This is a genomic window from uncultured Photobacterium sp. (assembly GCF_947039875.1).
Taxonomy (GTDB): domain Bacteria; phylum Pseudomonadota; class Gammaproteobacteria; order Enterobacterales; family Vibrionaceae; genus Photobacterium.
The window spans coordinates 34,976-59,175 of the sequence record NZ_CAMRAN010000024.1 but is presented as its reverse complement, the minus strand read 5'-3'; the positions used below and the strand labels follow the sequence as shown (position 1 = coordinate 59,175).

Annotated in this window: 18 protein-coding genes; 11 read left to right on the top strand and 7 right to left on the bottom strand. The window is 38.1% G+C overall.

Going from position 1 to position 24,200, the window contains the following annotated elements; translation table 11 throughout:
• The first annotated feature begins 528 nt into the window (after positions 1–528).
• A complete protein-coding gene (locus tag Q0V26_RS17890) occupies positions 529–768 on the top strand; it encodes a transposase (RefSeq protein ID WP_363316467.1) in 240 nt (79 codons plus the stop codon).
• Positions 769–1,275: 507 nt separating this feature from the next.
• Positions 1,276–2,283, top strand: coding sequence for a hypothetical protein (locus Q0V26_RS10355; protein WP_297481547.1), 1,008 nt, complete (start codon positions 1,276–1,278; stop codon positions 2,281–2,283).
• A gap of 77 nt (positions 2,284–2,360) precedes the next feature.
• Here Q0V26_RS10355 and Q0V26_RS10350 read toward each other — a convergent pair whose 3' ends face one another.
• Together Q0V26_RS10350 and Q0V26_RS10345 are read right to left on the bottom strand one after the other, a co-directional pair.
• Entirely contained in the window at positions 2,361–2,678 is a 318-nt protein-coding gene (locus Q0V26_RS10350) for a fumarate hydratase (RefSeq protein WP_297481545.1), read from the bottom strand.
• A gap of 258 nt (positions 2,679–2,936) precedes the next feature.
• The gene (locus tag Q0V26_RS10345; RefSeq protein ID WP_297481543.1) at positions 2,937–3,494 is read right to left on the bottom strand and encodes a type II secretion system protein; all 558 of its coding nucleotides are present in this window, start codon (positions 3,492–3,494) and stop codon (positions 2,937–2,939) included.
• Positions 3,495–3,777: 283 nt separating this feature from the next.
• Here Q0V26_RS10345 and dbpA point away from each other — a divergent pair, with 283 nt between their 5' ends.
• The 3 genes from dbpA to ygjK all read left to right on the top strand — a co-directional run bounded on the left by dbpA (position 3,778) and on the right by ygjK (position 10,392).
• Positions 3,778–5,163 (top strand): ATP-dependent RNA helicase DbpA, encoded by a 1,386-nt coding sequence (gene dbpA, locus Q0V26_RS10340; protein WP_297481541.1) that lies wholly within the window; start codon positions 3,778–3,780, stop codon positions 5,161–5,163.
• Positions 5,164–5,412: 249 nt separating this feature from the next.
• Positions 5,413–7,203 (top strand): sodium:proton antiporter, encoded by a 1,791-nt coding sequence (locus Q0V26_RS10335; RefSeq protein WP_297481539.1) that lies wholly within the window; start codon positions 5,413–5,415, stop codon positions 7,201–7,203.
• 558 nt (positions 7,204–7,761) lie between these two features.
• A complete protein-coding gene (ygjK, locus tag Q0V26_RS10330; RefSeq protein WP_297481537.1) occupies positions 7,762–10,392 on the top strand; it encodes an alpha-glucosidase in 2,631 nt (876 codons plus the stop codon).
• A gap of 135 nt (positions 10,393–10,527) precedes the next feature.
• On the opposite strand, the gene Q0V26_RS10325 is transcribed toward ygjK, so the two are convergent.
• Positions 10,528–10,935: an NUDIX domain-containing protein gene (locus Q0V26_RS10325; RefSeq protein ID WP_235865809.1), complete on the bottom strand. Its 408-nt coding sequence runs from the start codon at positions 10,933–10,935 to the stop codon at positions 10,528–10,530.
• 261 nt (positions 10,936–11,196) lie between these two features.
• On the opposite strand from Q0V26_RS10325, the gene eptA reads away from it, so the two are divergent.
• Both eptA and Q0V26_RS10315 read left to right on the top strand, forming a co-directional pair.
• Positions 11,197–12,804, top strand: a complete 1,608-nt coding sequence (gene eptA, locus Q0V26_RS10320) for a phosphoethanolamine transferase EptA (protein WP_297481534.1) — start codon at positions 11,197–11,199, stop codon at positions 12,802–12,804.
• Between the two features lie 127 nt (positions 12,805–12,931).
• A complete protein-coding gene (locus Q0V26_RS10315) occupies positions 12,932–13,291 on the top strand; it encodes a diacylglycerol kinase (RefSeq protein WP_080156414.1) in 360 nt (119 codons plus the stop codon).
• Between the two features lie 112 nt (positions 13,292–13,403).
• Here Q0V26_RS10315 and speB read toward each other — a convergent pair whose 3' ends face one another.
• Both speB and speA read right to left on the bottom strand, forming a co-directional pair.
• Positions 13,404–14,321, bottom strand: coding sequence for an agmatinase (gene speB / locus Q0V26_RS10310; RefSeq protein WP_297481532.1), 918 nt, complete (start codon positions 14,319–14,321; stop codon positions 13,404–13,406).
• A 105-nt stretch (positions 14,322–14,426) separates the two neighbouring features.
• Positions 14,427–16,346, bottom strand: a complete 1,920-nt coding sequence (gene speA / locus Q0V26_RS10305) for a biosynthetic arginine decarboxylase (RefSeq protein WP_297481530.1) — start codon at positions 16,344–16,346, stop codon at positions 14,427–14,429.
• Positions 16,347–17,117: 771 nt separating this feature from the next.
• On the opposite strand from speA, the gene Q0V26_RS10300 reads away from it, so the two are divergent.
• Positions 17,118–18,035, top strand: coding sequence for a DUF808 domain-containing protein (locus Q0V26_RS10300; protein ID WP_297481527.1), 918 nt, complete (start codon positions 17,118–17,120; stop codon positions 18,033–18,035).
• A 91-nt stretch (positions 18,036–18,126) separates the two neighbouring features.
• Here Q0V26_RS10300 and Q0V26_RS10295 read toward each other — a convergent pair whose 3' ends face one another.
• Both Q0V26_RS10295 and Q0V26_RS10290 read right to left on the bottom strand, forming a co-directional pair.
• Complete coding sequence (locus tag Q0V26_RS10295; protein ID WP_080156410.1) at positions 18,127–18,855, bottom strand: oligogalacturonate-specific porin KdgM family protein; 729 nt, start codon at positions 18,853–18,855, stop codon at positions 18,127–18,129.
• 102 nt (positions 18,856–18,957) lie between these two features.
• On the bottom strand, positions 18,958–20,511 hold the full coding sequence (locus Q0V26_RS10290; protein ID WP_297481525.1) for a sulfatase-like hydrolase/transferase: 1,554 nt from the start codon (positions 20,509–20,511) through the stop codon (positions 18,958–18,960).
• 396 nt (positions 20,512–20,907) lie between these two features.
• Here Q0V26_RS10290 and agaR point away from each other — a divergent pair, with 396 nt between their 5' ends.
• From agaR to Q0V26_RS10275, 3 genes are read left to right on the top strand one after another with little or no spacing between them, the layout of a single operon-like run.
• Positions 20,908–21,684 (top strand): transcriptional repressor AgaR, encoded by a 777-nt coding sequence (gene agaR, locus Q0V26_RS10285; protein ID WP_080156408.1) that lies wholly within the window; start codon positions 20,908–20,910, stop codon positions 21,682–21,684.
• Between the two features lie 50 nt (positions 21,685–21,734).
• Positions 21,735–23,030 (top strand): tagatose-bisphosphate aldolase subunit KbaZ, encoded by a 1,296-nt coding sequence (gene kbaZ / locus Q0V26_RS10280; protein WP_297481522.1) that lies wholly within the window; start codon positions 21,735–21,737, stop codon positions 23,028–23,030.
• A 4-nt stretch (positions 23,031–23,034) separates the two neighbouring features.
• A complete protein-coding gene (locus tag Q0V26_RS10275) occupies positions 23,035–24,198 on the top strand; it encodes an SIS domain-containing protein (RefSeq protein ID WP_297481520.1) in 1,164 nt (387 codons plus the stop codon).
• Positions 24,199–24,200 lie beyond the last annotated feature (2 nt).

Sequence of the window (24,200 nt, the reverse complement as noted above, 5' to 3'; positions counted from 1 at the left end):
GCCGGACTGTTAATCCGTATGTCACTGGTTCAAGTCCAGTAGAGGGAGCCAAACAGAGAAGCCCGCAAGAAATTGCGGGCTTTTTTACGTCTGGATAAAGTGATATTTCTAAATGGTTGCAACACAACTAAAATAATTGAACGGCAAGGCATTAAATCAATAAGGTGTATCAGGCAACGAAGAGTAAAACAGCGGCTAGCAAATGCCAATCAATTGAAAGGCTTAGCCAGCGAGTATGGGGTGATCATAGCAAAAAGCTTTAAGAGAACAAGTATCTATTGCTTTAGAAGATCCTGATAATGAATTATTTATAATAATGAGAAGAATACTTCATGATTTGCTTACTGAAATCAACATATTTACCGATGAAATAAAGTCATTAACTCTGGATCTTGAAGTTCTTTGCAAACAATAACCACGTTATCAAACCTTATTAGCGATTCCTAGATTTGGTCCAATTGTAACCGCAACATTTTTCAGCCAGGTTGATTCAGGAAAACAGCTCTTAAATGGCAGGTAATTATCTGCATGGTGCGGTTTAGTCCCAGTGGCAAAACCAAACTTGGAAAGATAACCAAAAATGGCAACAATGAACTCAGGGCATTACTCATACATGGGGTAAGATCTGTTTCTAAATACACACCAGAGCGAACAGATGCATTAAGTCGATGGTTCAATGGACTTGCATTGCGAAGCGGTAAAACGAAAGCAATTGTGGCCCTAGCCAATAAATTAACGCGTATTGTGAATTTAAAACTGTATAGTTAAGCAAGAGAAGTATTAAGTAAGAAAAGTTTACACCCTAGTTTAAGTTTGCAATGCTTGATGAAAAACGGTCAACTGTTCCTGTAAAAACCTGCTTTGGGGCTTGGCCTTTTTTATGCCACTCCAAAATTTAATTGTAAATAGTGTTAAACCTGATCAAATAGTAAATGCGGTTGCATAATCAATATTCTTCTGGACTTTATTTGGTAGTTTTTCATCATCGATTGTTACGCGGTAAATAATATTATTACTGATTTCATTAGTATGGCTAGCAAAACCAGTACGACATTAGTTATTTAGGGCCGTGGTTATACAACCTCCCTATAAAAAAGAGTGATCATTTATAATATATAATGGTTACTCTTTTTTATTAAATGAATTTTTACTTATTACAAACGCTTTTTTATTTTTTATAGTACGTTTTATAGAAAATATGTTTGCATATCTTTTTTTGCTGTAATTATGAGCGTAATATTTTTTCACTCTTAAATATTTCAATATGTAAAACTAATGAATATTAAAAAAATAGCAAAAGTTAGTCTTTTTAGCGCGTTAACATTACTTGTTACAGGTTGTTCACCATCAGCTGATTCATCGCATTCATTTACATTTGATATTGCGAATTCAACCGTTAATCATAATCTTTCTTCAGGTTCTGGCATGGTTGTGAATAATGGTAAAATCATGGTCGTGGGTGATGATTCACCTTGGCTATTTAGTGTTAATAACGATTTTAAAATTAATAAAAAAACATTGATTGAGCATTTTTCTGTTAATGAACAAAATCGTATTAATTACAAAATAAAGCCTGATTTTGAATCAATGACAATGGTTAATTACCTTAATAAGCCTTATTACTTAGTGATGGGCTCTGGTAGTAAAGCAGTCTTACGTGAGCAAGCTTATTTGATGCCTGTCAATGGCGGTGAAAATCAAAAATTGTCACTGTCTAACTTATATGCTCAACTGCATAAAGTAGCAAATTTTACTCAACAAGAAAAAATCAATATTGAAGGTATTGCGAGCACTGGTAATGAAATCTTTATCTTTAATAGAGGTAATGAGGGTAAAAATGCCATTTTCACAATGGATAAAAATGAATTAATGTCTTATTTAGAAGGTAAAACGCAAGCATTGCCTTCTTTAAAAGTATATCAAGTTCAATTGCCTAAAATTAATGGTGTACAGGCTTGCTTCTCTGGTGCCGATTATTGGAAAGATGCTGATAGCATGCTGTTTACTGCATCCGTTGAAGGTAATAATAATAGCAGCATCAGCGATGGCGCGATTCAGGGGAGTTTTGTTGGTGTATTACCATTGAAAGCCTTAGCAAATAAATCATCAATTGATTTAACTGGCTATAATACTAAAGAGCTGAAAAATAACGGTAAAGCGATTATTACAAAAGCGGAATCTATTGCGATTGAAACCCAAACAAATAAAAAAGCGAGTGGTTACATCGTGAGTGACAATGATAATGGCACCAGTCAATTCTTTACTTTTACTATTGATAAATAAGCCATTGATGGATTAAATAAAAAAGCTGATTAATCACTCAGTATTATAAGGTGATTAATCAGATATTTACTGTCTATTTAAGCGAAGGTTTGGCTAAGAAATAAAAACACACTAATGATAGTTGGTATTGCTGTGTACTTACCTACTTGTTTTAGTGTTAATTTTGTTAGCCTTGGTGCTAGGATGTTGACTAATATACTGATATTACAAAAAATAAAAACACCATAGGTTTTTATATCAATTTCGTGATCTTTGATTAATTTTATTTGAGCAAGAATTAATATGACATTAAATGTAATACTTAGTACACGAGCTATCTGAAATTGAGTGGTATTAAATTCATTGTGTAATTTATTTTCACTGGCTTTGATGAGGTCATTTTCTGGCTGACTCATAAAGGTTAATTCCTGCTGTAAAGGGGATCATGGCTGCTCTACCTATTAATAACAAAAGACGTTGAGTAGAGTAGCGATATCTCAAATTATTAATATTATAATCGCACAGCGACGTAGGTTGTGCAATTTTTCACTTCGTGAACTTAATTTTCATTAAATGAGGTCAATTATTTTAGAAAAAATACGCCTATTACTAATTGGTTATAATATTTTTTGAGTAAATAGACGTTGTTTTTTAAGAGGCTAGGTAAATATTAATTAACTGCATTTTATCAGCTTTAGCGTATAACCTGATGTGACTGATGTAGGTGGTGTATATTCAATATAACAATTATCACGATCTCTAATTATAGGGAAATCACCATTACTATCTGGCGTAGTTGATTTTTTTGAAAACTTGCTAAAAGTAAAATCTAGTTTCCCGTTATCTCTGATCATAATCCATTCTGAGCCTAAATTTGTCATAAGCTGTTGAAATGTTGTTTCTGTCGCTTCTGGGTATCCATAATAAAATGTACAAGGATTATCTTTTTTACACCCAGGAATAGGAAATTTAGCTAAAAAAGTGAAATGATCGTCTTCATCAGGATTCTTTTCTCTATTTGTTACATATCGATTATTTTCTAATCCAGCAATTGCTAATTTTGAATAGCCAACACCTAATGCTGATTTTAGAGCACCCTCTAACCCTTTTAATGCTGCATTTCTAGCGTCAACTTGTAAGTTCATAAATTTAGGCGCAGCGACCACGGCAAGAATACCTAAAATAACAATTACAACGACAAGTTCTATTAAGGTAAATCCATTTTTTTTCATATGGGTCATCAGATAAAGACATAATATATGCCTAAATTGTATAATTCTGGCCCGGTAAGTCAATCTGCTGACCGTGTTTAATATTGTGTGCCATCATTGGGGTATGTTTTTAGTTGAATATTTTATGGCAAAATAGCCGTATACATTGTCAGCAAAGGCGTTAGCTGTTAGTGTCGGCACCCAACGTATGTGTTTCGACATACTGATTTTATTTTTAGTACATATTACAGTTATGTTTCTTGTTGAAAATACTGATATATGTTGACGTTTACAGGACATCATTTTGAGTCAGACGGCATTTTCTACCTTAAATCTTCATTCTGATCTATTGAGTAATTTAGACTCTTTAGGTTATGAAGCAATGACACCTATTCAAGCTCAGAGTCTTCCACTTATTATTGATGGCAAGGATGTCATTGCTCAAGGTAAAACAGGATCAGGTAAAACCGCTGCGTTTGGCTTAGGATTATTAAATAACCTTAATGTAAAACGTTTCCGTGTACAAACATTAGTATTATGTCCAACACGTGAACTTGCCGATCAAGTTGCTAAAGAGATCCGTCGTTTAGCACGTGCTATTCATAATATTAAAGTGCTGACTTTATGCGGTGGTATGCCATTTGGACCTCAAATTGGTTCATTAGAGCACGGAGCACATATTATTGTGGGTACGCCTGGTCGTATTGAAGAACATGTTCACAAAGGTTTCTTGTGTCTTGATGAGCTAAATACGTTAGTGCTTGATGAAGCTGACCGCATGCTAGAAATGGGTTTTCAAGATTCATTAGATGTGATTATTGATGCTGCGCCAAGTGAGCGTCAAACATTGTTATTCAGTGCAACTTACCCAGATCAAATTGCCTCTATTGCAAAGCGCATTATGAAAAACCCGGTGCAAGTAAAAGTAGAATCTAGCCATGATGATAGCAGTATTTCACAGCACTTTTACAAAGTAAGTGGTAATGAAGCGCGTTTAGATGCGGTGCGTTTATTATTGAATCAACACCGTCCTGAATCATGTGTGATCTTCTGTAACACCAAACGTGAAGCACAAGAGATGTCTGATGATTTAGAAGACTTTGGGTTTAGTTCTATTGCATTGCATGGTGACTTAGAACAACGTGAGCGTGATCGTACTTTAGTTCTATTCTCTAATAAAAGTAAATCAATCCTAGTGGCGACTGACGTTGCAGCTCGTGGCTTAGATATTGATAATCTTGATATGGTAATTAACTACCATTTAGCACGTGATACAGAAGTGCACGTTCACCGTATTGGCCGTACTGGTCGTGCGGGAAGTAAAGGTATTGCATGTTCATTATTTAGCGATAAAGAGCATTACAAAGTTAAATTACTTGAAGATTACCTTGATCGTGATATTGAAGGCGAAGCTTTACCTGCCGGTAATTTATTAGATCAACCGACTTTCCGTCCTGAAATGATCACGTTAATGATCGATGGCGGTAAGAAGCAAAAAGTACGTCCGGGTGATATTTTAGGCGCATTAACGGGTGATAAAGGTATTGCGGGTGCAGCAGTGGGTAAGATCAATGTCTTTGATCACTGTGCTTATGTTGCAGTTAAGCGTGAGGTCGCTCGTGAGGCTTTACAAAAATTAGAAAAAGGGCGTATTAAAGGACGTAACTTCCGTTCACGTCAACTACGTTAACTGACATACAGCTTTTTATTACAATTATAATGATGCCGGTGTTGTGCTTTTTAAATAAAGCCAGCATCGGCTTTTTTATTCTTGTAAAGCAGAATAATCATAATGGTTGCTAGTTTATTGTATCTGTATTGTGATTTAATTGTAGTGCATGCGTGTACTTATTCCCTAAGTTAACATTCTCAAGTTAATGATTTAAGGGATGACATCGTATTGCTATTTGTCTTGTATTTTTTAATAGAGTATCCATTTATGCATCACGAAATGATTGGATTGACGATTGCTGGCCTTGGGGTACTAGGGCTTGGATGTCAATGGCTTGCATGGCGTATGAAGTTACCGGCGATCTTATTATTGCTTATTGCTGGTTTATTTATTGGCCCTATAGCAGGTATATTTAACCCTAATATTCTTTTTGGTGATTTACTGTTTCCGCTAATTTCATTAGCAGTGGCAGTAATTTTGTTTGAGGGTAGCTTAACTCTGAATTTTGCTGAAATAAAAACGGTGAGAAAAAACGTAAAAAGTATTGTCACTATTGGTGCGATTATTACGTGGTTTATTACCAGTATCGCGACGCACTATTTATTAGATTTCAGTTGGTCATTGGCGTTTTTATTTGGCTCAATGACGGTCGTAACTGGGCCGACAGTAATTGTGCCTTTACTACGTACCGTGAGACCACAAGCAAAATTGGCTAATATTTTGCGTTGGGAAGGTATATTGATTGACCCTATTGGGGCGATCTTTGTGGTAATTGTGTATGAGTTTATTGTGTCTAGTAGCCAGCTGCATAGCCTCGAAGTCTTTGGTCTTATGTTGCTGGTTGGTTTAGTGATTGGTGTCGTGGCTGGTTGGCTTATCGCTTATGTGCTACGTAATCACCTGTTACCTGAATACTTACAGCCGTTTGCAGTGTTAGCTGTTGTGCTCGGTGTATTTGCAGGCGCAAATGCGCTTGAATCAGAGGCCGGATTATTAGCCGTTACGGTTATGGGCATGTGGCTTGCTAATGCAAAAGATGTTGATATTCGTCATATTCTTCACTTTAAAGAAAACCTGACTATTTTATTAATCTCAGGGTTATTTTTAATTCTAGCATCCCGTATTCAATTGGCTGATTTCCATGCATTAGGTTGGGGGGCGATTACGTTATTTGTGGTAATTCAATTAGTTGCAAGACCTGCGTCTATTTTTATTTCGACAATGTTTAGTCAGTTAGCATTTAAAGAAAAATTATTTTTAGCTTGGGTTGCACCTAGAGGTATTGTTGCCGCAGCAATTTCAGCTTTATTTGCATTGAAATTAATCGATGATGGTGTTGCTGGAGCTCAACTGTTAGTACCACTGACTTTCATGGTGATTATCGGCACTGTGGTACTACAAAGTTTAACTGCTCGTCCTATTGCTCGTTTATTAGGGGTTGCTGAACCATCACCAAAGGGCTTTTTAATTGTTGGCGCTAATGATGTTGCGCGAGAAATTGGATTAGCGCTTAAAAAATATGATTGTCGAGTAGTGATGACTGATTCTAACTGGGATTATATTCGCGCAGCTCGAATGGCCGGTTTAGGAACCTATTATGGTAATGCGGTCTCTAGTCATGCCGATGAATATTTAGATTTAATTGGAGTGGGACATTTGTTAGCACTTACTCCAGATAAACACTTTAATGCGGTTGCAGCCAGCCATTATGAAACAGATTTTGGGCAACGTAATATCTTTCGCTTAAATGGTCGTCGGCATAATAGTGGCCTAGAGAAGCACTCTGCGACTCAAGCTCACAGCGGAGCGGTGCTATTTGGCGATGATATCAGTTATAAAAAGTTGGCGAGTTTAATTAACCAAGGTGGAGAAATTAAACACACTAAATTAAGTGATAACTTTACACTGGAAGATTATTTTCAGCAGTATAAAGGTTCATCACTTATTCCGTTGTTTGCGATTGATTTAAAGCAAAATATTGTTCCATTTACTGTTACTTCAACATTAGAAGCAAAAGCAGGATGGACGATTATTGCTCTAGTAAAAGAAACAGATTAAAAATAATATCTAATAGACTAAAGCACCTTGATGGTGCTTTTTTTATTTCTTAATAATTGATAGTGACAAAGTTCACAAATTGATTAAAAAAGTGTTTTATTGAGTGTTACATTACTTATTTAAAATGGTTACAAAAGTTACATAAAGTGCTTTTGGGCGGGGAATTATTTTTTGGATGGAAGATCGCATTTCTCTTCTTTATTAAACCGATTTTTTGTATCAACATCACATGATTTTCAGGACAAATAATAGTCTCACGCTTATTTTATAAGCTTATTAATAATTGAATTTTTTATTCCTTTTAGGTCTTATTTTTATAGTGTGATATTCCTTCCTATATAAATTCTTTTTTTTATAATAAGTGTTTCAAAATGTTTCTGCCATTTTTTGTGCTCTATTTTAGTAAAATAATAAACGTGATTTACCTCAATTTTAGTTGTTTTTTTTACCTTTATTATCCACCGCAATTGCAGAGTACGGGTTGTATTCTGCCCACAAAAAATAGCTGTACGAATAATTATAAGATGCAGCTCATCATTAAATCTCGGGGGATTTTAAATGATTAAACAATCGACGGTAGCAAAAAAAACCTTATTAGCAGTGGCTGTGAGTTCGTTAATGTTTACTGCTGGGTGTAATACTGATGATAATGTAAATTCAATCAGTGAAGAGAAAGAAAAACCACAGATAGCATTGAAATTTAAGAATATTCTTGATCGAACTGGGACTCCTCAACATTTAGCTGAAGTGGGTGTCGGTGGTCATATGGCGTATACACCACTGCATGATGACGGTGCATGGCATGGGCATTTATTACCGGATTTAAAAGCACATCCTGAAAATAAAGGTGGCTTTGGTGCGACAGCTATTACTGAAGAATATAATACCTCTGTCGCCGAATACTTTGATAAGTTATCAATATTAAAAGCAGGTCAGCCAGTAGATTTTAGTGCGGAGGCTCATAGTATTCCGGGCGCATTAATTCAAACAATGACAGCCGACGGTATTAAAGTTGAAATGAAGTTACAGTTTGTATCTTCACGCTCATCGATTGTTGAAACGATTATTACTAATACGACGGGGGAAAATTTAGAACTCGTGTGGGACGGTAAACTGGTTGACGGTTATTATGCCAAAGAGGGTAAACCTGATCCTCAATACAAGTCTACGGTTGCTGAACAATTACCTAATTTGACCCGTGTAATGACATCGAATGATAGCGGTGATATTGATATTGCCTTTGGTAAAGAGCGTGAATCATGGATGGTTCGTACTAGCGGTAGTTCTGCATTTAATATTCATCGTAATATAGCGACTACAACCCATGTTAATGGCCTTGAATATCAGTCTGTTGCTGAAATTAGCGCGGAGCCAACTCATACGTTATATACCGTCTTTAGTCACACTCTAACGGCTGCTGAGTGGCAACAAGAAAAAACAGTAGTGAGCGATATTCTACAACACCCTATTCGTTATATGAATGCAACGACTGAGCGTTGGGAGCAATATCTTCAACATGGCTTAGTGAATAAAAATGCCACCGCAGATCAAGAACGTGTAGCAGTGAAAGCAATGGAGACATTGACCGCTAACTGGCGCAGTCCTGCTGGCTTTGTTAGTTATGATACGGTGACCCCATCGGTTACTGCGCGTTGGTTCTCTGGTAACTTAACATGGCCGTGGGATACGTGGAAACAAGCTTATGCTATGGCACATTTTAATCCTGATTTAGCGATGAATAACATTCGTACTGTGTTTGAGCATCAAGTAAAAGCCGACGATATATTGCGTCCTTATGATAAAGGTTATTTGCTCGATGTGGTTGGTATGAATATGTCTAAAGAGCGTGGTGATGCGCTTGGTTTAACTGAAATGAATGATTCGCAGTCATGGAATGAACGTAATACTAAACCATCATTAGCGTCATGGGCGGTGTGGGAAGTTTATACAACCTTAAAAGATAAATATAACCGTGCTGATGATGCTCAAGCATGGTTAGAAGAAATGTATCCGAAATTGGTTGATTACCATAATTGGTGGTTAACAGCACGTGACACCAATAATAACGGTATTCCTGAGTATGGTGCTGCGGTTGATCCTGCACATACAACCGAAGATGGTCAGTTAATCTATGAATATAAAACGGCGGCTGATCCTGATAACTGGATTCAAGCTAAAGGCATTACTGAATATAATAAATTATTAGAATCATTTAATTATATTGATATCCATAGTCCTGCACAAACAGCGGCATCATGGGAGTCTGGGCGAGATGATGCTGCAGTATTTGGTTTTATTGACACGATTGCTGATGCTCAAGGTCTCACTGACCTTAATGAAATTGCACTTGTTGATCAACTCGGTCGCTATGCTCATAAACAGCATGGGTTTGATAATACTTATGCTGTGAATGGTGAAAAAGTAACGTACGCCAATACGACGGACGATAATACGGCTAAATTAAACCAAGCGAAGAAAGATTGGCAGGTTAAGTTTAGTGAAAACCGTGATGATAGTGGTCAGTTAGTGGGTTATTCACTGATGCAAGAATCTGTTGACCAAGCGTCATATTGGTACAGTGATAATAAATTCTTAGCACAAATTGCGACTGCATTAGGCCGTAATGAGGCTGCGGCTGATTTTACTGCAAAAGCAGTGGAAACGAAAAACTACATTAATCAGTGTATGTTTGATAGTCGCACTGGTTTTTACTATGACATTAATATAAATCCTACTGAAGCGGCGCAATTAAATAATGGTTGTGCGGGTAACCCGATTGTTGCGCGTGGCATGGGGGCTGAAGGTTGGTCACCATTGTTTAATGGTGCGGCTGATGATATGACTGCCGCTGCTGTTGTGAACAATATGATGGATACCACGAAATTTAATACTAAAGTGCCATTAGGTACAGCAGCAAAAGATAACCCGGCTTATGGGGCAGATATTTATTGGCGTGGTCGTGTATGGGTTGATCAATTCTACTTTGGTGTAAAAGGTATGACGAACTATGGTTATACTGATCAAGCGAATGAAATGGTTAATAAGCTATTTAAAAATGCAGAAGGGCTTACTCTAGATCGACCAATTCAAGAGAACTACAACCCAGAAACGGGAGCCGTACAAGGTGCAAATAATTTCTCTTGGAGTTCAGCGCATTTATACATGCTTTACAATGATTTTCTAAAATAAGGCAATCAAGCTTTATTGAGTAGAAGCAGGGTACTTTTCCCCTTGTATCCTTTAAATCACGCCAATACATATTTGTGTATTGGCGTTTTTTATATAGATGATTTCATCATGACCAATAGCGGAATTTGGCGGATATTAATCGATTAAATCTTGTGCTTTCAAATATGCGAGGATCATTAATGTTGCACTTGAACTAATGTCGGTATTATTAGTATTGATCCATCGAATTTCTTCAATTTCAGAGGCTGGTAATAGATCGCCGTTATATTCAGCATAGTAGCAAGTCATGTTAACCATTATACCTTGTGCTTTACCGTGGGCTTGCGCTTGGAAGCTATTGGCATAACATAGCGATTCTGGCACGAGATCAACCGATAGCTCTTCTTGTATCTCTCGTATTAATGCTTGAGCATCCGTTTCACCAGGATCACGTTTTCCGCCAGGAATATAATAGAGTGCTTTTCCATATGAACGTACAGCCAGTAATTTTCGTTGGTCAATATGAAGCCAAGCAAGTTTATCAATAGGTTGAGGTGTATTCACAGTATTCTCCTTTACTGCTTTTAGTGTAACAGTTTTCATAAATATAAAAAAATGAGCTACTATTATATCAATCTATGTTTTCATTAATGCTTCAAACCATATTGTTTAGATGCATGTCTATTAGTTATCTTTATAGGCATAATCATCGCTCTTAAATGGAACAATGATAGCCACGGTTGGCTTTATGCTTACCAGCGGTTTTTCACCACAAATGTGCTGGTAGTTTATGTGATCGTTATGAAATATTAGGAATACTCCATAATGAAATTTCGTTTAACCAGCATCAAATATATATTACTCGTTGCTGTCTTTTTTGCTGCGATACAAAACATTGCTTTATGGAAATATTTAAGTGAATTATTTCTAAAAAGCAGCACTAATGATGTGGTTTTTATTGCGACCATTCCACTGTTTATTATTGCAGCATTAAACATTATTTTTAATCTATTATTATGGCCATGGATACAACGACCATTACTCGTAATAATGATTTTCTTTTCAAGCTTAGCGACATATGCCATGTACAACTATGGGGCGTATTTTGACTATGGCATGATTGTTAATGTATTTGAAACAAACTCAGCCGAAGTGAGCAGTTATTTTTCTGTGGCTGGTTTTGCATGGATTGTTGTTATTGCTCTTTTTCCTATAATTATATTATGTCGAATTAAGGTTATTTATCGTTCTGTAGTAAAAGAATTAATTGCTCGTAGTTTAAGTATTATTATTTCGTTATTAGTTATTGTTGTTATTGCCGCGGGTTATTATAAAGATTATGCGTCATTAGTACGCAACCACTCTGAAATTAAAGCACTGATTAATCCGACCAATTATATTTCAGCCACTTTCCGTTACACTAAATACCAGCTCATTGAAGCTAAAATGCCATTTACTCAGATTGGATTAGATGCTCAAAATACCCATCAAGGTGATAAACATAATGTTGTTGTAATGGTCGTTGGTGAGGCTTCTCGTTCAATGAATTATTCATTAAATGGGTATGCTAGAGAGACTAACCCAGGTTTATCTCAACGTAATGTTATTAGTTTTTTAAATGTAAAATCGTGTGGTACGGCAACTGCAGTATCATTACCTTGTATGTTTTCTGTGATGAATAAAGCCAATTACGATGCTATCACTGCACGTCATCAAGATACCGCCATGGATATTTTACAACGTGCAGGTATTGATGTGTCTTGGAAAGACAATGATAGTGGTTGTAAAGGGGTGTGCGATAGGGTGAAGCATGTTGTTATTAATGCAGATGTTGATCCTAAGCTTTGCCATGATGGTACTTGTTATGATGCGGTTTTACTTAAAAATTTGCAGGCACAAATTGATGATGCCAAACAAGATACATTTATTGTTTTGCATATTATTGGTAGTCATGGTCCAACATATGATGACCGTTATCCACCTGAATTTAAAATATTTAAACCAACGTGTAATACCAGTAATTTGCAAGAGTGTAGTCGTAAGCAAGTGACAAATACCTACGATAATACGATTTTATATACCGATCATATTTTAAGCAGTGTGATTGATATACTTAAACAAGATGACAGTAAAGCCAATACTGCCATGATTTATATGGCAGATCATGGTGAATCATTAGGTGAAGATGGGGTCTATTTACATGGGTTGCCGTATTCCATTGCGCCAAAAGAACAAACGACGGTGCCATTAATTTTATGGTTGTCACCTGCTTATCAACACAGTCAGCATATAAATCGTCAATGTTTACAACGTGAAGCAACGGCTGGTGGTTTTTCACAGGATAACTTGTTCCATTCATTATTGGGGATGATGGATGTTAAAACAAAAGTTTACGATGCTAAATTAGATATATTTGCTCAGTGTCGGCAATAGGGCTTTTTGACGAAATAATAAGTAAAAAGTGCAGTAAGACTATTTTTGCTTTTATTTCATTGCTCAAAGGGTATTATTTACCGCAAGTGAGTTATTTACTTATAATAAAAAATAAAGAGAGTTAACGATGAAACCTGGTGCTACGGGCTTAAAACGTATCATTGATGCGACGGGATATTCGATACAAGGTTTAAAGGCGGCATGGATTAATGAAGCGGCTTTTCGACAAGAAAGTATTTTATTAGTTGTGATGACTGTTATTTCATTTTTTATGCCAGTAACAAAAATTGAACGATTAATGATGATTAGCTCGTTATTTATTGTTGTTATTGCTGAATTGATTAACTCAGCGATTGAAGCCGTAGTGGATCGTATTGGGCCTGAACGTCATGAATTAAGTGGTCGAGCAAAAGATATTGGCTCGGCTGCGGTCTTTGTTGCGTTAGTGCTGGTGGCTATTATTTGGGGCAGTATTTTGTTTTTATAGCCACTCTTAATCGAGTTATAAATTAACGCCAGTATTTTTAATCATCAAAATACTGGCGTTTTTTTATGCTATTACGTAGCTACCATATTATATGACTATCATATTGCATGATTTATTGTTTCTGTGTCGCCCAAAGATGCAATAAGTCCGTGGCAATAGTTGCGGCTGCTAATGCTGTAATATCGGCATGATCGTATGCAGGTGAGACTTCAACCACATCCATACCAATCAAATTAATACCTTGTAAACCACGAATGATTTTTAGCGCTTTATCTGATGTTATTCCACCGCAAACAGGCGTACCTGTACCTGGTGCGTAAGCCGGATCTAAGCAATCAATATCAAATGTTAAGTAAACTGGCATATTACCAACGGTCACTTTTATCTCTTCAACAATCTGCGCTACACTCCAATCGTTGGCGGTGTCGGCTGAGATAACATTAAAACCTAGTTTGTCACTGTGTTCGGTACGAATACCAATTTGCACCGAATGTGCCGGATCAATTAATCCTTCGTTAGGTGCATGATAGAACATCGTGCCATGATCAAATTTACTGCCTTGATCGTAAGTATCGGTATGGGCATCAAAGTGAATTAATGCCATTTTGCCAAAGTGTTTAGCATGAGCACGCAATAACGGCAGAGTAACGAAATGATCACCACCAAAAGTAAGCAGTGTTTTCCCTTGTTCTAATAAGCCGCTTGCGTGAGCCTCTAAGCGCTCACACATTTGACCAGCATCACCACAATCAAATACTAAATCACCACAATCGGCAATTTTAATGGATTTTAAAAGGCTAAAATTCCACGGCCAACGTTTACCTTCCCATGCGAGGTTGGTTGAAATTTGGCGTATTGCACCCGGTCCCATACGACTACCAGAACGACCCGTGGTTGCCATATCAAACGGTACACCAGTAATAATAACGTCAGCATCAGAGGACATTGGCGAAAAATCTAATGGTTGACGTAAAAAGCCAAAAGCGTTGGCGTATAAAGAATAATCTGGGTAATTAGCGAGTGTTGCCATGGTTTTCTCCAACAACAATATAGGGCGGAAGGCCCACTAAAAGCCCTATTACTACCTTTATATAGTAATAGGGTGTTCTAAAATAGGGCGACTAAGTCTTTAGTCTTAAATAGCGCGAACATCTTCTAGATAGGTATACCCTTCAAGCCCATCGGCCAGTTCTTTAAGAATTGCTTCACGTTCATTTTCAGCAAGATGTTGTGCTGCCATTAGCTGATACTGATGTAAAAATTCATTAGCATCTAAGTGTACATAACGTAATACATCACCGACATTATCGCCACGATCTATTTTCTCAATATTATAGTTACCATCTGCAGTACAACGCACAACCGCAGTATCGGTGTCCCCAAATAAATTATGCATATCGCCTAAAATTTCCTGATATGCGCCAACCATAAAGAAACCGATACGGTAAGGCTGTTCATCACTCCATGTTGGTACGGGGAGGGTGCTTTCTATGCCTTGGTTTTCAACATATTGATCAATTGTGCCATCGGAATCACAGGTGATATCAAGAATAATGGCACGGCGTTCAGGGGCTTTATTCAAATTACTTAATGGCAAAATAGGGAATACTTGCTCAATGCCCCATGCATCAGGTAATGATTGAAACAGAGAAAAGTTTACAAAAAACTTATCCGCTAAACGTTCATGTAATTCATCTAATAGTGGACGATGAGCCCGGTTTTGGGTTGACAGTGTTTGAGCTAATTCATGACATAAACGTAAACTGACTTGTTCAGCCCATGCTCTATCAATAAAACTGATCATGCCAACGGCAAAGAGAGAGTGAACTTCCGCTAAGTCACTTTGGTTATCATGATAAAGCTCAACTAATGAACGGTGATCGGTATGTTCGGTTAGCTCTTTCCAAGAACGCCACATATTATGCAAAATATGCGGCGCATTCTCAGCGGGGGGATTGATCGATTCTACTTTGTAACTTTCAATACCCACTACATCGGTAATTAAAACTGCATGATGCGCGGTTAGATTACGGCCTGATTCGGAAATAATACGTGGCATAGGCATGTTATATTCTTTACAAATATCACCTAAAACATAGACTACATTGTTTGCATATTCATTGATGCTGTAGTTCATTGAACAGCTACTTTGACTACGTGTTCCTTCATAATCAACGGCTAAACCGCCACCCACATCAACGGTAGAAATGCCAGCACCTAATTTTTTAAGTTCAGCATAAACACGACCAGCTTCGCCAACACCATTGCGTACATCACGGATATTGGCAATTTGTGAACCTAAATGAAAGTGCAATAGCTGCAAGCAATTAAGCATGTTACGTTGACGTAGAGCGTCAACAACAGTCAATACTTGTGATGCAGATAAACCAAATTTAGATTTTTCACCGCCGCTAGCTTGCCATTTGCCTTTACCTTGAGAGGCAAGACGAGCACGAATACCTAAGCGAGGTGTTACGCCAAGTTCAGCGGCTTCTTGTAAGATAATGTTTAGTTCAGACAGTTTTTCTAGCACGATATAAACTTCGTGACCGAGCTTTTCACCGATTAATGCTAATCGAATGTATTCTCTATCTTTATAGCCATTACATACAATTACCGAGCTTGCTTCTTGTGCCATCGCAAGCACAGCCATCAGCTCTGGCTTACTGCCTGCTTCTAAGCCTAATTGACGTTGTTGTTTGGCATATTGGCTTTTTAAAATCTCGCTAACCACTTCTTGCTGTTGGTTAACTTTGATTGGATAAACAGCAAGGTAATTACCTTGATAGCCATAATTTTCAATGGCTTGATTAAAAACACCACAGAGGCTGTCAACGCGATGATGGAGAATATCGGGAAAGCGAACTAAAACGGGTAATGACGCTCCAGCCGTGATTAATTCATCAGCAAGTTGTGATAGCCCAATAGTATTGGTTGGATTATTAACATCGGGACGGGCGATAACAGAACCGTCTTGCGCTATATCAAAGTAACCTTGACCCCAGTAAGGTGTATTGTAAACATTACGGGCATTATTAATTGTCCAATCACTCATTGTTTAATCTCTTCCTGAGCGAAAATACGGCAGCCATAAAGTACAGATGATAAATATCCCTGCGTGGCTGCAGTAAATATCGAAATAGTGTGATGCCTGACGCGATAATGGTCAGAATAAAAGTATGTTGTTATTGAAATCTAATGACGCCACAAAGAGCGTATAGCATTTTCAATTACAAGCTTCTGGGACTACCTGAGCTGGAATCATCATTGCAAGTCATGAACAAGCGGGATGTTCTTCTTGATTGATTAGATTTGGCGTTAGTTATTGCGTTATCGCATACTTTATTTAGGCTAAAAAAAGCCCTCGAGTATAATGCTGCGAGAGTTTTCATTGTCATTACCCTTAAAGGTAGTGCTGTTACAACAAGCACAGTATGACAGGGAATAAGAATGCCCGATGCAATCTCAGTCTACACCTCAAACCAATGATGGGTGCGCTGCGATTAGACAATTGAATTGTTTTTAGCGCAAACAAAAAAGATTTATCGTTATCATGAAAGGTGATTATTGTGATTAAATACCAACATTGAGCAAGGCTAGTCGACATAGGAATAGTGTATTAAGTAACGGTTATGGTTAATTAATTAACGTACATCAATGTAAATTATTGATGTAAGGACAAGCTGTTCTTATTAAAAGAAAATGAAATAACTAATATATAATTGTAAGCATTAGTTATAAATAATACATTTAACATGTTTGTTATATTTATACATATGAAATTATTAATAACAGAATCGAGTGGATTCTTAGAAAGGAGTATGCAGTGGCTGGCGCAAGTTTATTAACATTACTTGATGATATCGCAACCGTTCTTGATGACGTTGCATTAATGACTAAAGTGGCTGCACGTAAAACCGCTGGCGTATTAGGTGATGATTTGGCGCTTAATGCCCAACAAGTCTCTGGTGTGCGTGCTGAACGAGAATTACCTGTCGTTTGGGGGGTTGCTAAAGGCTCATTTAAAAACAAATTAATCTTAGTCCCTGCGGCATTATTAATTAGCGTTATTGCACCATGGTTAATTATGCCAATGTTATTACTTGGCGGTTTATTTCTCTGTTTTGAAGGTGTAGAAAAAATTGCAGAGAAATTATTTTCTCATGGTGATGAAGAGACACAACAAGCGCAGGAACAAATAGCAACTGAAGAGATTGATTTGGTTGCTTATGAACGCGAAAAGATAAAAGGTGCCGTAAGAACTGATTTTGTTTTATCGGCTGAAATTATTGTGATTGCACTAGGAACTGTACAAGATCACCCGTTTTTAACCCAAGCTATAGTGGTGAGTTTAATTGCGTTTGTAATGACTGCGGGTGTTTATGGTGTAGTTGCTGGCATTGTAAAGCTGGATGACGCAGGACTGTATCTGGTTAATCACAGCAAAGGCGTAGGCTTACAGCGTAGCTTTGGTTCGCTATTAGTTAATGTTGCACCTTACCTTATGAAAACATTAGCGGTAGTGGGTACCATAGCAATGTTTTTAGTGGGTGGCGGTATTGTGGTTCATAGCATTCCACAAATACACACAGTGGTAGAACATGTAGCACCGTTGGCTGTTTTCCCTGGTTCCCATAGCATTATGACCCCGTTATTGAATGGTGTTGTAGGTGTGGTTGCGGGTACTATAGTGGTGATTGTTGTCACTATCGTGAATAAGATCCGTGGAAAATCAACTCATTAATTTATAGCAGTTAAAAACCTAAACCCTATAAAATAAAAATGCCAGTGATGATAAGTCACTGGCATTTTTTGTTTGTTATTAGTTTAGATTATTACCATGTGTATTTAATACCCATACGGTAACGAGTTTGACGATTGTCTGTTACTCGACTTTGGCTAACATTGCCCACTTCTACGAATGGACGCCACATTGTGCCTTCTACTGTTTTGTAGGTGTACATTAAACGGAAATTATGTAGGTAGTTGGTGTCTTTATTATCAAATTGTGGTTGAGCTGCGCTTTCCATTTCTTTCCAAATTTGAAATTCATATTGGAAATCCCAATTATTGGTGTTGTAGCCTAACCATAGATCAACTTCTTGAATTTTTGATACGTAAGACTCACCCGCCGCATTATTCATGCTGTAGTCCCACAATTTCCACTTATAACGACCCTGAACACGAATACCGTTATCAAAGCGGTAGTTTAAACGTGCGTAAGGAACATAGACCAGACCATCAGGTGTGAAATCAAGTGAAAGACCACCAATACCAACGATATTATCACTGAGTTTTTTGTAGTAAAACGCTGAAAACTCAGAGCCATTCATTGTCATGCCGTCAAACATGGTATTTTGCTGGTCATTGTTATAACGCGCGTCTAATTCAAAACCAATATTCTTACCCGTATCTAAAAATGCTTTAATACGATCGCCATGACGGTTGGTACCATCACGGTACTCATGACGATACTCAATCGTTGTTTTGTAATCATTGGCATAACTAAAACTGGTTGCGGAAAAAAGGGTAGTCGCAAGGATTACTTTAGTGATGGTATTCATAGATTGTCCTTAATTAGTATGAGTTTTGTTGCGCTTTCTCTGTTCAATAGAGAAAGCGTAAAAAATAATAAAAAGTGGTATTACGCGTTGTTATGACTACGGTTATAAATAAGCATTCGCACTGTGTGCAGGTACCGTTGTTGGTCGCCATGGATCGCCAGTGTGCTCAAGCCATGGCATTAATTCTTCAGTAATTAACTTGTCGATAAGCATTGGGTTGGTGGCTGCAATATTCTCCATTTGGTATGGATCTACTTGGTTGTCGTGCAGCACATAAGTCAGTGGCTTACCAATTTTTCTATCAATCATTAAGGTATAACGTTGCGAGCGAATACCACGGCGTCCGTATGATTGACCGCCATAAGGCATGAATGTATAAAATTGAGAGGTCGGTTTACTATCACCCTCAACGCCACGCAATGTATTGGCGAAGTTAGTGCCTTCAACGGTATCAGGGATCAAATCTTCCATTCCCATTAAACCAAGCATGGTTGGGTAAATATCTGGGGCTGAAAATAACAGATCATTTTGCTGTGGATTAAGCTTACCCGGCCAACGGAAAATCATTGGAATACGCATTGCTTCGTCATAATGAACATTTTTGGTTGGGTTACCATTTGAACCCATGCAACAGCCGTGATCAGAGAAGAACACCACTAAGGTATCTTCAGTAAGATTGAGGCGATCTAACTCATCAACAATACGTCCAAACTGCTCATCAACCCCATTGACCATCGCCATATATTCTTTGAAAAATTGTGGGCCATAACCTTCTTGGTAGGCTTTATCCCATTGCACATTAGGACGAGTATTTAATTGTTGCGATGTTTTTTCACTAAAGCGATCTAAATATTTTTGTGGAACTTGATCGTAAGGTGAGTGAGGTGGATTCATGGAAACCACAAGCGTAAATGGTTGGTCTTGCTTACGGTATTGATCATTTTCATTACGTAGATATTTAATCGCGATATCAGCTTCGTGCTCTGGACTCCACTGATTGATTCGTAGAGGTTTGTCGCGGGTTGTATCATTGGTCCAATACATTGGTGTCATGTGTTTATCATAGGTGCTATAGGCATACCAGAAATCAAAACCATGGCGACGATCTGGAGCTGTCCAATCATTCCAATAACGTCCTTCAGCAGGGTTATTGTAGCTAGGGATAAACGGAGCTTGTGGCGCATCTAAGTGCCATTTACCAATATAACCCATGCTATAGCCTTGTCTTTTAAGCACATCAGACCATGTAAGGGTATTTTTCTTCAGTTCGATACCAAAATCTTTACCGCCAAATTGACCTTCAACACCGGTGTGGCTATTACCTTGAATACCATTGCGATAAGGGTATTGTCCGGTCATTAACATGCCACGAAATGGCGTACAGAGTGGAAAATTAGAGACTGCTTGACGTAATACTGCACTTTGACGCGCAAATTTATCAATGTTGGGGGTCATTGATGGATCTTGCTGCATAAAACCTAATGCTTGAGCTCGAAACTCATCAGGAAAAATAATGACTAAATTGGGCTTTTTTAATGACTTCTTCGAGCTTAACGTTGGTGCAGTTGCAGCTTGGGTATAGCCGGCTGATAAGGTTGCAGCAACAGCGCCACTGGCTGCCATACCTTTCAGTAATCCTCTACGTGAGATAGACATCAACGAATCCTTATTAATAGTAAATATAAACGATTGGATTATGTGTTTTTGATTTGCTTCGCATCGTAAGCTAACGAAAGCTTAGTGACTGTGTAATCGATCACATAAAAAGCAGGTGAAAGTAAAATAATGTAATTACTTGTTTTATTGCAGTAAATATTATGGAGTTTCAGCTCTATTTTATAAATTGAAAGGATGAATGGTTGGTTTATTGACTTTCGTTCTATATGATAGAAACACTTACGCAAGTATGCATAAGTTCCAATGAAAGATAACGAAAGAATGTGAAAGAGATCAAAAGTTTTGTCTTAGTGCATTGTGGCTTTATTTTTTAGGTGTAAGCTTATTTCGAAATCAAGTGAAAGTAATTTTGGTTGATTTCACAAGGAGACAAAAGTGAAAAGTGCAATTGAAAGGCGAATGGAAATCGTCAACGTGGTGAATCTAGAAGGAAAAGCCCGTGTCGAGGATCTCGCTGAAAAATTTAATGTATCCAGTGTCACTATTCGCAGTGATCTGAGCTTCTTGGAAAAGAATGGTTATGTTGTGCGCTCTCATGGTGCAGCAATTCCTAACTCAGGTGTGATTGCTGAATTAACTATTCATGAAAAGCGTCGGCATAATGCGGGAGTTAAATCTCTCCTTGGCCAAGCTGCTGCCAAGCTTATTCATCATGGTGACACTGTGATTTTAGATTCAGGGACAACAACGCGTGAAATCGCAGCCAGCTTAAAAAGCATGGAAAATGTTGTTGTCATGACTAATGGTCTGGATGTGGCTATGGAGTTGGCTTCAGCACCCGGTGTTGAAGTGTTAATGTCAGGTGGCGTACTTCGTAAAGAAGCGTTATCTTTTTCGGGCTCACTAGCAGAAGCCGGCCTTAAGAACTTTCGTTTTGATAAAGTTTTTCTAGGGGTCGATGGCTTTGACTTGCGAGCTGGTATCACTACGCACAGTGAACAAGAGGCAAGCCTCAATCGTTTAATGTGTGAAATTTCTGAACAAGTGATTGCGGTAGCTGATTCAACCAAATTTGGTAAACGTAGCTGTCACATGATTCGTGAATTTGGAAATATTGATATCTTAGTAACAGATGCAGATATTCCTGAAGATTATTTAGCTGGTCTTCGTGAAATGAAAGTAGAAGTTATTATTGTCGAAAAAGAGCACTGACTGACTTAACTCCATGATCACATCACAGATGATGATTGTGGAGTTAATGAATGAACACGCTACAAACTCTCGTTCAACGTCATAAAGCAGGCGGCAACAATGGTATTTATGCTGTTTGCTCTGCACACCCGCTGGTTATTGAAGCGGCATTTTCTCAAGCGTTGGACGACAATTCAGTTTTATTAATCGAAGCAACGTCAAATCAAGTTGATCAATTTGGTGGTTACACCGGAATGACACCCATTGATTTTCGTCACTTTGTATTAGCCATGGCTGAACAATTCAATTTTCCTACCGAAAATCTTATCTTAGGTGGCGATCATTTAGGCCCTAATCGCTGGCAACACCTTACTGCAACTGATGCGATGGTGAATGCCGATGATTTAATTGCTGCTTATGTTGCTGCTGGTTTTAAGAAAATCCACCTCGATTGCAGCATGTCTTGTGCTGATGATCCGATGCCTCTTTCTGATGATATCGTTGCTGAACGTGCCGCTCGTTTGGGGGCTATAGCTGAAAAAACAGCGATAGCATCTTTTGGCTATAGTGATTTAGTGTATGTCATTGGTACTGAAGTTCCTGTACCTGGTGGTGCAGCAGAAACCTTAAATACGGTGGAAGTAACGTCACCACAAGCTGCAATGAAAACAATCGAAACTCATCAACGTGCGTTTGCTGCTGCAAATATAGCTGATTGTTGGACACGTGTGATTGGATTGGTGGTTCAACCTGGGGTTGAATTTGATCATACCGGTGTTATTGATTATTGCCCAGAGAAAGCGAATGCGCTCAGTGGTGTGGTTGATAATTTTCCTCACATGGTATTTGAAGCACACTCGACAGACTATCAAACTCATGCCGCTTATCGTCAATTAGTACAAGACCACTTTGCGATTTTAAAAGTGGGCCCAGCTTTAACTTTTGCTATGCGTGAAGCGTTATTTAATTTATGTGAAATAGAAGCTGAAATTATTCCTAAAGCGCATTGCTCAAATTTAAGAGAATGCATTGAAGCACAAATGTGTGAAGCGCCACAGCATTGGCAAAAATACTATCATGGTAACGAATCAGAGCAGCGCTTCTCACGTTGCTTTAGCTTTAGTGATCGCATGCGTTATTACTGGCCTGATAGTGTGATTAATCAAGCCCAAGCAACCTTATTTAGAAATTTATCTCGAGTTGATATTCCGTTACCCCTTCTTAGTCAATATATGCCACAGCAATTTCAACATCTGCGTGAAGGCTTAATCTCATCAGACCCTAAAGCGTTGGTATTAGACACTATTCGTCAAGTTTTACGTGCTTACTCTCAAGCATGTACTGAAAAATTAATCGCAGAGGTTTAAACACATGGAACAATATTTAGGTTATTCAGTCGCTGAATTAGAACGTTTATCTGGTTATTGGACAGCGAAAGAAATCAATCAACAACCCGCTTGTTGGGCGCAAACAGCTGCAATTACGCGTGAGTGTGAACCACAAATTAAGCACTTTATGGACCATGTCTATAGTTACCCAAATCTGCGCATCGTTTTAACGGGAGCAGGTACGTCTGCCTTTGCCGGACGTTCATTAGCGTTAGGGTTGACTCAGCGTTTACAACGTCGCGTTGAAGCGATGTCAACCACTGATATTGTTTCTAATCCTAAGCAGTGTTTTGCCGAAAATATTCCTACGTTATTGGTGTCGTTTGCCCGCTCTGGCAATAGCCCTGAAAGTGTGGCTGCGGTTGAACTTGCCAATCAAACATTAACCGAATGTTTTCATTTAGTACTGACCTGTAATGCTGATGGAAAGTTATACAAGTGTTGCGACAATGATAAGCGATCACTTGCACTTCTGATGCCAGCCGAGACCAATGATCAATCTTTTGCCATGACATCAAGTTTTTCATCAATGATGCTGGCTGCTTTTTCGATTTTAATGTATGGCAACGATTACACGAAAGAAATCGAAAGCATTTGTAAGTGTTCTGTGGGTTTGATCAAAGATTTGAATAGCCAAATAAAGGATACTGCTGATCAGAAACTAGAGCGGGTTATTTATTTAGGCAGTGGTGGTTTACAAGGTTTAGCTCAAGAGTCGGCATTGAAACTTCTTGAGTTAACCGCTGGCAAAGTTGTTGCTACATACGATTCGCCATTAGGGTTCCGCCACGGACCAAAATCGATTGTTAATCAGAACACGATGATTGTGGTGTTCATTAGTAACGATTCATATACCCGTAAATATGACCTTGATCTGTTAGCTGAAATTTGCCGCGATAATATTGCAGCACAAGTGGTAGCGATTACAGCACAAGCGGATGAGATTGAAACACGTGCTGATGTTATTCGCGTTTCTAGCATGGAAGCCGCAACGGACATCGAATTACTTTTCCCTTATATGCTATATGCGCAAATGTATGCTTTTCATCGTGCGCTAGCGTTAGGAAATACACCTGATAACCCATGTCCTACTGGTGAAGTAAACCGTGTAGTACAAGGAGTTACTATTCACGATTTATCTAATTAATT

Bases quoted from the DNA above. Each gene is read 5' to 3' on its own strand.
- Q0V26_RS17890 (WP_363316467.1), top strand. From the start codon at position 529: ATGGTGCGGTTTAGTCCCAGTGGCAAAACCAAACTTGGAAAGATAACC.
- Q0V26_RS10355 (WP_297481547.1), top strand. From the start codon at position 1,276: ATGAATATTAAAAAAATAGCAAAAGTTAGTCTTTTTAGCGCGTTAACA.
- Q0V26_RS10350 (WP_297481545.1), bottom strand. From the start codon at position 2,678: ATGAGTCAGCCAGAAAATGACCTCATCAAAGCCAGTGAAAATAAATTA.
- Q0V26_RS10345 (WP_297481543.1), bottom strand. From the start codon at position 3,494: ATGAAAAAAAATGGATTTACCTTAATAGAACTTGTCGTTGTAATTGTT.
- Q0V26_RS10335 (WP_297481539.1), top strand. From the start codon at position 5,413: ATGCATCACGAAATGATTGGATTGACGATTGCTGGCCTTGGGGTACTA.
- ygjK (WP_297481537.1), top strand. From the start codon at position 7,762: ATGATTAAACAATCGACGGTAGCAAAAAAAACCTTATTAGCAGTGGCT.
- eptA (WP_297481534.1), top strand. From the start codon at position 11,197: ATGAAATTTCGTTTAACCAGCATCAAATATATATTACTCGTTGCTGTC.
- Q0V26_RS10315 (WP_080156414.1), top strand. From the start codon at position 12,932: ATGAAACCTGGTGCTACGGGCTTAAAACGTATCATTGATGCGACGGGA.
- speB (WP_297481532.1), bottom strand. From the start codon at position 14,321: ATGGCAACACTCGCTAATTACCCAGATTATTCTTTATACGCCAACGCT.
- speA (WP_297481530.1), bottom strand. From the start codon at position 16,346: ATGAGTGATTGGACAATTAATAATGCCCGTAATGTTTACAATACACCT.
- Q0V26_RS10295 (WP_080156410.1), bottom strand. From the start codon at position 18,855: ATGAATACCATCACTAAAGTAATCCTTGCGACTACCCTTTTTTCCGCA.
- Q0V26_RS10290 (WP_297481525.1), bottom strand. From the start codon at position 20,511: ATGTCTATCTCACGTAGAGGATTACTGAAAGGTATGGCAGCCAGTGGC.
- kbaZ (WP_297481522.1), top strand. From the start codon at position 21,735: ATGAACACGCTACAAACTCTCGTTCAACGTCATAAAGCAGGCGGCAAC.
- Q0V26_RS10275 (WP_297481520.1), top strand. From the start codon at position 23,035: ATGGAACAATATTTAGGTTATTCAGTCGCTGAATTAGAACGTTTATCT.